7 protein-coding genes are annotated in these 11,561 nt (G+C 49.0%); all 7 read left to right on the top strand.

Translation table 11 applies throughout. The features are described 5' to 3' along the window. Window positions 1-73 precede the first annotated feature (73 nt). The 7 genes from X919_RS0110275 to X919_RS0110305 all read left to right on the top strand — a co-directional run bounded on the left by X919_RS0110275 (window position 74) and on the right by X919_RS0110305 (window position 11,521). The gene (locus X919_RS0110275) at window positions 74-2,131 is read left to right on the top strand and encodes a class I SAM-dependent DNA methyltransferase (RefSeq protein WP_028900042.1); all 2,058 of its coding nucleotides are present in this window, start codon (window positions 74-76) and stop codon (window positions 2,129-2,131) included. A gap of 17 nt (window positions 2,132-2,148) precedes the next feature. Next, window positions 2,149-3,180 carry a virulence protein RhuM/Fic/DOC family protein gene (gene rhuM / locus X919_RS0110280; RefSeq protein ID WP_013264723.1) on the top strand — a complete coding sequence of 344 codons (1,032 nt, stop codon included), beginning with the start codon at window positions 2,149-2,151 and terminating at the stop codon, window positions 3,178-3,180. Window positions 3,181-3,182: 2 nt separating this feature from the next. Then, entirely contained in the window at window positions 3,183-4,469 is a 1,287-nt protein-coding gene (locus X919_RS0110285) for a restriction endonuclease subunit S (protein WP_028900043.1), read from the top strand. Between the two features lie 320 nt (window positions 4,470-4,789). Continuing rightward, window positions 4,790-8,422 carry a type I restriction endonuclease subunit R gene (locus X919_RS15240; protein WP_051502506.1) on the top strand — a complete coding sequence of 1,211 codons (3,633 nt, stop codon included), beginning with the start codon at window positions 4,790-4,792 and terminating at the stop codon, window positions 8,420-8,422. 31 nt (window positions 8,423-8,453) lie between these two features. Continuing rightward, window positions 8,454-8,918 carry a hypothetical protein gene (locus X919_RS0110295; protein WP_013264154.1) on the top strand — a complete coding sequence of 155 codons (465 nt, stop codon included), beginning with the start codon at window positions 8,454-8,456 and terminating at the stop codon, window positions 8,916-8,918. A gap of 70 nt (window positions 8,919-8,988) precedes the next feature. After that, window positions 8,989-10,026, top strand: a complete 1,038-nt coding sequence (locus X919_RS0110300) for a helix-turn-helix transcriptional regulator (RefSeq protein WP_028900044.1) — start codon at window positions 8,989-8,991, stop codon at window positions 10,024-10,026. Between the two features lie 73 nt (window positions 10,027-10,099). After that, on the top strand, window positions 10,100-11,521 hold the full coding sequence (locus tag X919_RS0110305) for a DUF2130 domain-containing protein (protein ID WP_028900045.1): 1,422 nt from the start codon (window positions 10,100-10,102) through the stop codon (window positions 11,519-11,521). Window positions 11,522-11,561: the final 40 nt, after the last annotated feature.

Here is an 11,561-nt window from a genome sequence, read left to right on the forward strand (position 1 = left end):
CATAAAAAAATATCAAGCAAAGCTGACAGACGGCATTGAAGCATTTTTGCCTTGCCAATAGAAAAGATACGATATGACCGAACAAGAATTAGCGTCCGTGATATGGGACATTAAAGAAATAATAAGAGGACTGTACGATGATGCCGAGGTGGAGGATGTGATTTTGCCCTTCACCCTGCTGCGCCGACTGGACTGTGTGCTCGACGAAAAGCGCGATGCCATCATGGAGGAACTGAGCAAGATCCCTACTGATGCGCCCGAGAAGATGAAGAAAATTAAGCTCGACAGCATTCTCCGTCGGAACAACCTGACCTTTTTTAATGTGTCCGGTCTCTCGATGGAAAAAATGCTGGCTGCCCCGGCACAGATTGCCACCTCGTTCGACTATTATCTCAACTCCTTCACCGACAACGTGCGCGACATCCTTGCCAACTTCGTACACAAGCAGGACGCCGGCGACCACCTTGACCTGAGCGACATCTACCGTCGGTTGGCTGAGAGCAACAAACTCTTCTCTGTGTGCCAGATGTTTGTGCAGCGTGCCGACCTGCACCCTGACAAGATGAGCAACGCCATGATGGGGACTGTCTTTGAGAATGTGATTCGCCGCTCTAAGGAATCGAGCAATACCAAGGCGGGACAGTTCTACACCCCACGCGACATCGTGCAGTTGCTCGTGGCGCTCACCATCAGCGGACACGAGGACGAGCTTTACATTCCCGGGCGTATCTTCTCCATCTACGACCCCTGCTGTGGCACGGGTGGTATGCTTACCGAGGGCAAGGCGTATCTCCAGCGGCTGGCCCACAACCCCGACTTGAAGGTGCAGCTCTTCGGACAGGAGCTTAACGACAAGACCTACGCCATCTGCAAAGCCGACCTGCTGATGAAGGGCGACGACCACAACATCAGTCAGCAGCTTTTCAAGGGCAACACCTTCAGCGAAGACCGTCTCTATGGCCGCACATTCAACTTCATGCTTGCCAACCCACCCTTCGGAGTAGATTGGGGCAAAGATGAATATGTGAAGAAATGTGTGCAGAACGACAACGCCCCTGGCCGACGTTTCGAGGCAGGTCTGCCCACCACCAGTGACGGCTCGCTGCTCTTCCTCATGCACATGGTTGCCAAGATGGACCAGGAGAACGGCTCGCGCATCGGCATCGTGCTCAACGGCTCGCCGCTCTTCAACGGTGATGCTGGTTCGGGCTGGAGTAATATCCGCAAAATGCTGCTCGACCGCAACCTGCTCGACTGCATCGTGTCGCTTCCCGGCGACCTGTTTTATGGCACGGGCATCTCTACCTATCTGTGGATACTCGACAACAAACGGCCTGTGGAAAAGCAAGGAAAGGTGCTCTTCATCGACGCATCGCACAAGCACGAGTATGCCAAGTTGCTGCAGACCAACCTCGGCAAGAAACGTTATGACATCAGCGAGGAGGGGGCAAAGAATATTCTTGATATCTACAGAGAATATCAGAGCGTGAGCTGCGACATCCTCAACGAAAACACGGGTGAGGTGGAGCATTTGGAGACAGCCAAGAAGCTGGATTACGACGACTTTCTCTATACCAAGGTAGCAGTGCGCCGCCCTATGCGCTATTGGTTTGAAGGTATCACCTCCAAGTATGAGCAAATGAAGGCGGAAGAGGGTTTCAAGCCCGATGACAAGAAGAACCTTATCTATAAGAACGTTGCCGCCATTGATGGAATCGACAAGAGGCGCAGCGACACCGAGTTTTTCGCATTTCTGAAAAGCAAGAAGTGCAAACCATCTGCAGCAGAAATCAAGAACATCCGCAAGGCATGGGGCTCGATGAGCGAAGATGCTCCCGAAGTGCTCAACAATCCCTACAAGGCTGACAGTGGCTTTCTGGAGGACGGCAATCTCAACGACACCGAGAACATTCCCTTTAAGCAGGACATCGACCAGTACTTTGAACGTGAGGTGCTGCCCTTCACTCCCGATGCGTGGATGGACCGCAGTAAAGATAAGATAGGATGCGAGTTCCCCTTCACCAAGCTGTTCTACGTGTATCGTCCCATGCGCGACCTCGACGCTATCCTTGCCGACATCAAACGGCTTGATGAAGAGGCCGATGAGGAGTTGGAAAATGTTAAGTTGTAAGTGTTAAGTATTAAGTGATGGATAGTAAAGGCGAGATAAAGATATATCAGACGCAGGACGGGCAGACCGCCATCGACGTGCGACTGGAGAACGAGACGGTGTGGCTCAACCAAGACCAGATTGCCCTATTGTTTGACAAGTCAAAGTCAACCATCAATGAGCATATCAACAATGTGTTCAAAGAGGGTGAATTGGAGAAAGAAGAGGTAGTTCGGAAATTCCGAATAACCACTCAACACGGTGCAATGACAGGAAAGACACAAGAGCATGACGTGATGTTCTACAACCTTGACGTGATTATTTCTGTGGGTTATCGTGTAAAGAGTAAGAGAGGTACGCAGTTTCGCCAATGGGCCAATACCGTACTAAAGGAATACCTCGTCAAGGGCTATGCCATCAAGAACGACCTTGCCCGGCAGCGGTACGACGACCTACGGCATGTGGTGGAGGTGATGGGGCGCACCATCAAGTCACTCGATGCCAAGGTGTTCGACGAGACCGAGAAGGCTGCTGACAATGCCGACGAGCGCGAGGCACTCATCAGTGTGGTAACCGACTATACCCAGGCACTCGACACCCTCGACGATTACGACTACCAGCGGCTGGAGGTGAGCGACACCAACGAGCAGGAGCGGTTTCATGCCACCTACGACAATGCGATGGAGGCCATACAGAGTCTGAAGGAAAAGTTTGGCGCCAGCCAGTGGTTTGCCAACGAGAAGGACGACTCGTTCAAGAGCTCCATCGGACAGATTTATCAGACTTTCGGTGGTGTGGAACTTTATCCGTCCGTAGAGGAGAAAGCCGCCATGCTACTCTATCTCGTTACCAAGAACCACTCGTTCAGCGATGGCAATAAGCGCATTGCCGCCACACTCTTCCTTTGGTTTATGAACAACAACGACATCCTCTACAACCCCGATGGCTCCAAGCGCATCGGCGACAATACCCTCGTGGCACTCACGCTGATGATTGCGGAAAGCCGGACGGAAGAAAAGGATACCATGGTAAAGGTGGTGGTGAACCTGATCAACAAAAAGAACATATAGGTATGAAGAGGTACGGGAAATATAAAGATAGTGCGGTGCAGTGGCTGGGGAAAGTTCCGAGCCACTGGAACTATTCACGTATTAAGTTCGGTCTCAAATCGAGTTTCTCTGGTGTATGGGGAGACGACGAAAAAGGAGATGATAATGATGTCGTGTGCTATCGTGTAGCGGATTTCGATTATAAAAATGGTGGACTTTCCGAGGAAAAGATAACTATTCGTAATATCGACGAAAAGACCTTCAAAGAAAGAGAAATTCTACCAAATGATATCCTTATTGAAAAATCAGGCGGCGGAGACGTCAATCCTGTTGGCAGAGCTGTAATAGCTAATCTTGATCATAAAGCAACATGTTCAAACTTCATACATTGTGTACGTTGCAATGAAAACGTTCTGAACACCAGATTGCTTTATTATTTCTTCTATTCGATTTATGTACAGAAGGTGAATCTTTTGTTCTTCAATCAAACAACAGGTATTCAGAATTTAAAAGTTCCTGAATATCTTGGCCAGGTAATGTTTTTGCCACCTCTTTCCGAGCAGCAATCAATAGCATCCTTCCTTGATGCCAAGACGAAACCGATAGATGATATTATCGCCAAGCGTGAACAGCAGATAGCACTTTTGGAAGAAATGAAGTCGGCCATCATCAGCCGCGCCGTCACCAAAGGGCTTAATCCCGAGGCAAAGATGAAAGATAGCGGGATTGAGTGGATTGGGGAAGTGCCTGAGAATTGGAATTTATTAAGGTTTCGATTGCTTTGTAGAATCAGTACCGGCGATAGTGATACTCAAGATGCAGAGCCAGATGGAGAATATCCTTTTTATGTACGTTCCCCGCAAGTCGAAAGGAGTTCTAAATTCACTTGTGAAGGAGATGCTATTTTAATGGCTGGCGATGGCGCTGGTGCAGGTAGAGTCTTTCATCATGTTGATGGCAAGTATGCTGTCCATCAGAGAGTTTACATTTTTAACCAATTTAATAAGGTTGTCGACTCTAATTACCTGTACCAATTTATGCGAATAATGTTCCCACAAAGAATGAATATGGGAAGTGCTCAGTCTACTGTTCCATCTGTCAGATTACACATGATTCAAAATTTTGTTGTTCCTATTCCATCTATAGATGAGCAACGCACCATCGCCTCCTACCTCGACACCGAAACCGCCAAAATCGATGTACGGATAGATAAGCGTCGCAAGCAGATAGCACTTTTGCAGGAGTATAAGCAAGCCCTCATCACCGATGCCGTTACAGGAAAAATTGATGTGAGAGGATTTTCTTCTTAATGACGCTGAATGGTTGCATAGTTATGATGTACCTTTGCATAAGTAAGGCTATTGTAAAGACAAATTTTTCGCAATAAAAATGAGGAACGAGAAAATGGAAATCTGCAACCAATTGACAGTAAGAATAGTAGGGATGCAAAAACGAAAGAGCTTCTTTCGCTGTGCAAAACTTATCCTTTCGCCATGCGAAAGAGCCTCTTTGACGATGCGAAAGCTATGCTTTCACAATGCGAAATGATAGTATCTGAAAACAGTAAAGATAATTCACAGCGCAAACAACGGCCAGAAACCTAAAAATAGAATAAAGAAAAACAACAGATATGGCAACAAGCAATCTTAACGAGACAACTTTTGAGGAGCATATTGCTCAGCAGTTGGCTGGCAGCGACCTCTATAATCAGCGCACCAGCCGCGACTTTGACATCGAACACCTCTGCGACCGAGAGATGCTGGAACGGTTTCTCCGCCAGCAACCCGCTGTATGGGCGATGCTCGAACATGCCTTCCCCGGGCAGGAGACCGATGAGGTGGTGAAGCAGCTGAACAGCCAGTTGAACCGTGGCGAGAGCATGCTCAAAATCTTCCGCAAGGGATTTAAGATAAGGGGGAAAGACATCAAGTTTGCCCAATTCAAACCTGTTCTCGCCGGGGAGGACAGTGAGGCTTATCGGCTCTATCGGTCCAACACTTTCAGCATCGTGCGCCAGATGCGCTATAGCACAGCCTGCAGCGACAAGGGCAACGAACTTGATATGTGCATCCTGCTCAACGGTCTGCCGCTCTTCACCTTCGAGCTGAAGAACGAGGGTACGGGGCAGAACTATGCCAACGGCATCTACCAGTACCGGTACGACCGCAATCCCGAGAACCGAATGTTGCGGCATTGCCTGGTACACTTCGTGATGGATAACAACTATGTGTTCATGACCACGCGGCTGAAAGGTGCCGAAACGAAGTTTCTGCCTTTCAACCAAGACAGCGTGAACCCGCCCATCGAAGACGAATATCCCGTGGCCTATATGTGGCAGCACATCCTACAAGCCGACAGCATACTGGACCTACTGGAGAACTTTATCAAGCGATACAACGATGAAGACGGCAAGCCCGTGGTGATCTTTCCTCGTTTCCATCAGCTACGAGCCGTGCGGAAGCTACGCCGAAAGGTGAGCGAGGAAGGTGCCGGGCACAACTACTTGGTGTGGCATTCGGCAGGCTCGGGCAAGACCAAGACCATGGCGTGGCTGGCCCACCAGCTCGCCAACATGACCAATGAGGACCACAGCTGCGTGTTCGACAGTATCATCATGGTGACCGACCGCATTGTGCTCAACCGCAACATGGCCGAGGACGTGGTGAACTTCGAGGACGTGGTGGGCACCGTGAAAGACGTGCGCCATGGTAGCAAGAACCTCGCCACCGCTATCGACGAGGGCCACCGTATCATCATCAGTACCGTGCAGAAGTTTGCCTTTGCGCTGAAAACCCTGAAGCGCGAGAAGCACCGCCAATATGCCGTCATCATTGATGAGGCCCATACCGCCGTGGGCAACGAGAGTGCCAAAGACCTGGTGAACGCCCTGAGTACTGACGAGGACCTGAAAAACATTCCCGACTTCAACCCCGATGAGTTTGAAGACGAGATGGATGCTTTCATGGCCTATCAGCAGATTATGCGCCGCTCCATGCACCACATGAGCTACTTCGCCTTCACCGCCACCCCGAAGGACAAGACCTTTGTACTCTATGGCGACGAGAACCATAAGGAGCACGACCTCTACTCGATGAAACAGGCCATCGACGAGAAGTTTATCCTCGATGTGCTGCAAAACTACAAGTCGTACCAGACCATGTTTGAGCTCATCGAAACGACCACCGACCCCGAGGAGAAAAAGAAACGCTTTGAGGAAAAGAAGTCGCTCGCCCTGATCTATGGCGAGCTGAACAAAAACTCCTACATCATGCTGCGCAAGGCCACGATGATGGTAGATCATTTTATGAAGCATACCATCGGCAAGATTGGCGGTGAAGCCAAGGCTATGGTAGTGTGCGACTCGCGCCGAGCCGCCGCCGACTATAAGCGCATCATCGACAAGGTAATAGAGCAGAACTATCATGGCGTGATCAAGACCTTGGTGGCCTTTTCGGGTGAAGTGGAAGACAGTCATGGGCACAAGTGTACCGAGGCCAGTATGAATGATGAAGGCGTGCATGACGACGGCATCCGCATCAAGTTCAAGGGGAGCGACTATAAGATACTGATTGTGGCCAACAAGTTTCAGACAGGCTTCGATCAGCCGCTGCTCCACACCATGTTTGTGGACCGCTCACTCGGCGGTATACAGTGCATCCAGACGCTGAGCCGCCTGAACCGCTGCTGTCCGGGCAAGGACGACACCATGGTCATCGACTTCCGCAACAATCCGGAAGACGTAAAGGCAGCCTTCCAGCGTTACTACACCGACATCGACCTCCTGGGCGAGGTGGACACGCAGCGTATGTACACCATGATGGATGACGTGAATCGCTGGCGCATATTCAGCGATGACGACGTGAATCGCGTGGTGAAGATGCTCCAGCGCAAGGAGACGGCAGTGGGCGTGCCGTCGCTACTGAAGACCATCGTTACCGAGCGTGTGGAACCGATGACCGACGAGGAGAAGGACCGGTATCGCAAATATGTTGTGAACCGCTATGTGCGTCAGTATGGTTTCATGGCGCAGCTAATGGACTTCGTCGATCCCGACCTGGAGAAGTTCTACGTGTTCTGCCGTGTGTTCTACAAATATCTGCCCTACACCAAAGAAACCCTCCCTATGGAGGTTCTCGACAGGATTGACCTTGACAAGCTGCGCATTCAGCTGAATTTTGACGGGCAGCTGGAGCTGGAGGACGAGGATCAGCAGATGGCATCGAGCCGCATAGGTGAAGTGGGACAAAAGCAGGAGGACGAGAAGAAGACGATAGCTGAAATCCTTGACATTGCCAACAGTCCGTTCCAAGACCTGCTCAATGAGAATGACAAGATATTGAAGCAGATCTGGATAGACATTCTGCAAGATCCGGATGTAACAGATGCCTTCAGTGCAGGCAATTCCTACGATGCCCTGATAGCACTTGTCAAGGAGAAGTTTGACGAGAAGGTGGCCGACCAGATAGAGAAATACTATAACTTCCAGGAGGAACTGGAGAAGAACCAGTCGTTCTCGATGATGCTTATCCGCAAGTTTGTGGATGCACTGGCCATGAGAAGCCGGAAGGCCAGCGAACTTGCCTACGATGAAAATACACTGAAAGAGGCGCTGATGGTCAGCCTCGGCGAGGAGTTTGTGGATGTGTGCAGCCATGTACGCTCGTTCGATGAGTTTGTGGATGTGTTCTTCGCAGTGCTCAACCGCAGCAGCCTGCCTTCGCTCGACGGTGCAGACGGCATTATCAAGAATGCGCTGAACAATATCTATTGCAATGATCATCTGCAGAACTTTGACAAGCAGACCTATTTCAACAGCCTGCTTTCTAAGTATGAGAGCTATCTGAAAAAACTTTATTACCTCTGCCATGGCGAGGAAGTGCCGTCGTCAACAGGAGATACTGACCATTCAACATTGGCAAATGCCATCCATGGTTTCAAATGTCTCTGGAATCTGAGGCATGCCGCCACAGAGGAGGGCAAGCGTTTCAGTGGCTATCTGGACATGGTGCGTCAGTGGCGTAATGATGAAGCACATCGTGCGCCCATCACAACTGACGAAGAGGTGAACGCCGCCATCAAGGTGCTTGTGGCCATGTACTTGTTTGTGACAGGAAACTCAATAACCGATTTGGAGATGCAGGAGGGTGCAGGAACCCCTACTATCAAGCAGGATCCTGATTCCCATCCCCAAGGTTACGAAGCGTTCGAAGAGGACCATCTTGGATATTCTGTAGCCGCAGAGCCTGAACCGGGCGAAGAGTAATAGATATGTGTCTGAATAAAATAGAAGAATCATGGAACCGACAAAAGAGAATACCTTGTACCTGACCATCAAGCAGGTTTTCTTCGACCAGATAATAGCTGGTACGAAGAAAGAAGAATATCGTGAAATCAAGGATACCACCTATAAGAAGTATTTGGCTTGTACCGAGGATGGCTTTCCCTATTTCGATGATGAGAAGATAAGTGATGACGACCCATTGGTGGGCGACATCTGCGTGTGGAACAACGGTGTTTACCCTTACTATCCCAAGGATGAGCTGAAATACCTGAATCTTGCCGTGGGCTATGCCAAGGAGCGCGACACCGCATTGGTGGAAGTGACAGACATCACCTTCGAGCCTCTTACTGACAAAGACGGTAAGCCCGCTCGTTTCCACGATGACGGGGAGAATGTAGCAGCTGATTCCAATGGTGAGTTCTGCTTCTGGGAGGCGGTGTTCCATCTCGGCAGAATAGTTGAAGTGAAAAGGAAATAAGTTTTTCCCAACCATGCAGAAAGGCTGCATGGTTCCACTTTACCTTTGTTTCGACTATAATAGTAAGAGTATGGCAACAAATAAGAATGCACAGATAAGATACCAAGCACTGGACAGATGTCTAAGCAACTGGAGTCGCCGTTACTATATTGACGACTTGGTGGATGCTTGCAATGATGCGCTTTACCTTTACAATGGCGAAGGAAAGAAAGGTGATGGTGTCAGGAAACGTCAGGTACAGGAGGACTTGAAGTTTATGCAGAGCGAGGAAGGCTACAGAATGACGATTGATGCCATACGCGACGGTCATAAGATGTACTATCGTTACCACCATCGCAATGATTCTATCAGCGAGCGACCTTTCAATCAAGAGGAACAGAACATCGTATCTGATGCCCTGATGCTGCTCAAACGCTTTGAGGGTGTGCCACATTTTGACTGGCTAATGGATATTGACAAGAAGCTCTATTCCACCAGCCAATTAGGGAAGGATGTACGTTCGGTGGTCAGCTTTCAGCACAACCCCTACCTAAAAGGAATGGACAAGGACTATTACAAGCAGATTTTCGATGCCATTGTCAATAGGCAGGCTCTGGAGATTTGTTATCATCCTTTTGGTAAGGATGCTAAAGAGCAAGTCGTAAGTCCTTATCATCTGAAGCAATATAATAACAGGTGGTTTCTTATCGGCAAGCAAGGTAACTATGACGGACTGACCAACTATGCCATTGACAGGATTGACGGCATCAAGGAATTGGGCCGTAAAATGTTTGAACCGCTGGACGATGATTTCAACTTCGATGAGTTCTTTGAGGATGTCATTGGTGTGTCGGTCGAAGATGTTCCGGTTGAGGATGTGGTGCTCTATGCCAACGATAAGGCATTCAACTATATCTACACCAAACCTCTCCATGAGTCACAGGTAGCCAGAGGTGAACGAACCGAGGATGGAAGACGGATTGTAACTTTGAAGGTGAAAGACAACTATGAACTGCGGGCATTGTTGCGTTCTTTCGGAAGCCAAATAGAGGTGATAAAGCCAGCCTCACTACGTGAAAAGATGAAGAAAGAGGCTGATACCCTATCTAAAATGTACGCTGACGAATAAAAATCCGCAATAACGCAGAATGTCTGCACAGTTAGTAATTACCTTTGCATTGTAATTTTTAATAAGTTTGTTTATGAGCGAGATTAAATGTCCAAAGTGCGGTGCTATTTTCACCGTTGACGAAGCTGATTATGCAGCTATCCTTAATCAAGTTAAGAATGATGCTTTTGATGCAGAGATAAGTCAAAGACTTGCTGAACTTCATAAGCAGCAGGAGGCAGAGCAAGCTACAGTTATCTTAAAAACCGAGCAAGGGTACAAGGATAAGCTGTCGGCCAAGGATACAGTCATTGCCGGTAAAGATACGGAAATAGCCAAGCTCAACGAGCGACTGAATAGTATCGCTCAGGCTAAGCAACTCGAAATGAATGAGCAGATGGCAGACAAAGATACTGAGATTACCCGCTTGAAGGAGCAGATCGCCAGCTTGCAGAACAGCAAGCAGATGGAGATTGACAACAAGGTGGCAGAGAAAGACAAGCGCATACTCGAACTGGAGGCGTCGCTACAGCAGAAGGCCAAGGACCAGGAACTGGCCGTGATACAAGAGAAGACCGTACAGCAGGAGGCAATGCAGCAGAAGCAGCAGCGTATCACCGAACTAGAAGCCAAGCTCACGGAGAACGAGGCGAAGGCCACGCTCAACGAGAAGAATCTGAAGGAGTATTACGAGCGTAGCCTGAAGGATAAAGACGAGGAGATAGAGCGATACAAGGACTTTAAGATTCGCCAGTCGACCAAGATGATTGGCGAGGACCTGGAGATACATTGCCACAACGAGTTTGATAATGTCCGTTCGCTCGGGTTATATCCCAACGCCTACTTCGAGAAGGACAATGATGCCAGCAGTGGCAGCAAGGGCGACTTCATCTTCCGCGACTATGACGGCGGCACGGAGTATATCTCGATTATGTTTGAGATGAAGAATGAGGCCGACATGACCGCCACGAAGCATAAGAACGAGGACTTTTTTGCTAAGCTCGACAAGGACCGCAACACCAAGGGATGTGAGTACGCTGTACTCGTGAGTATGCTGGAGCCAGAGAGCGACCTATATAATAATGGTATTGTAGATGTGAGCCACCGCTATCCCAAGATGTTCGTCGTGCGCCCGCAGTTCTTTATGCCCATCATCTCGCTATTGGCCAAGGCTTCGAGAAACGCCGTGGATTATAAGCGGCAGCTGGCCATCGCTCGTAATCAGTCGGTAGATGTGACGAACTTCGAGAACAAACTCAACGAGTTTCGCAGCGGCTTCAGTCGTAACTATGAATTGGCCAGCAAGAAGTTCAATACAGCCATCGCCCAGATTGACGAGTCTATCAAGCATCTACAGAAGGTGCGTGAAGCCTTAGTTGGTTCTGAAGACAACCTTCGTTTAGCGAATAAGAAGGCTGACGAGCTGACTATTAAGAAGCTTACCTACAACAATCCTACAATGAAGGAAAAGTTTGAAGAAGCAAGAAGACTTGAGTCTGAAAGTCAAGAGGTGTAAATAGAAATAGGTATCCTCGTTTATTTGAGGATACCCAATA

The sequence above is a fragment of the Prevotella sp. HJM029 genome, from assembly GCF_000599605.1.
In the GTDB taxonomy this organism is placed as follows: domain Bacteria; phylum Bacteroidota; class Bacteroidia; order Bacteroidales; family Bacteroidaceae; genus Prevotella.

What these genes read in the sequence shown, in the direction of transcription:
- X919_RS0110275 (WP_028900042.1), top strand. Translation starts at nt 74, where the DNA reads ATGACCGAACAAGAATTAGCGTCCGTGATATGGGACATTAAAGAAATA.
- rhuM (WP_013264723.1), top strand. Translation starts at nt 2,149, where the DNA reads ATGGATAGTAAAGGCGAGATAAAGATATATCAGACGCAGGACGGGCAG.
- X919_RS0110285 (WP_028900043.1), top strand. Translation starts at nt 3,183, where the DNA reads ATGAAGAGGTACGGGAAATATAAAGATAGTGCGGTGCAGTGGCTGGGG.
- X919_RS15240 (WP_051502506.1), top strand. Translation starts at nt 4,790, where the DNA reads ATGGCAACAAGCAATCTTAACGAGACAACTTTTGAGGAGCATATTGCT.
- X919_RS0110295 (WP_013264154.1), top strand. Translation starts at nt 8,454, where the DNA reads ATGGAACCGACAAAAGAGAATACCTTGTACCTGACCATCAAGCAGGTT.
- X919_RS0110300 (WP_028900044.1), top strand. Translation starts at nt 8,989, where the DNA reads ATGGCAACAAATAAGAATGCACAGATAAGATACCAAGCACTGGACAGA.
- X919_RS0110305 (WP_028900045.1), top strand. Translation starts at nt 10,100, where the DNA reads ATGAGCGAGATTAAATGTCCAAAGTGCGGTGCTATTTTCACCGTTGAC.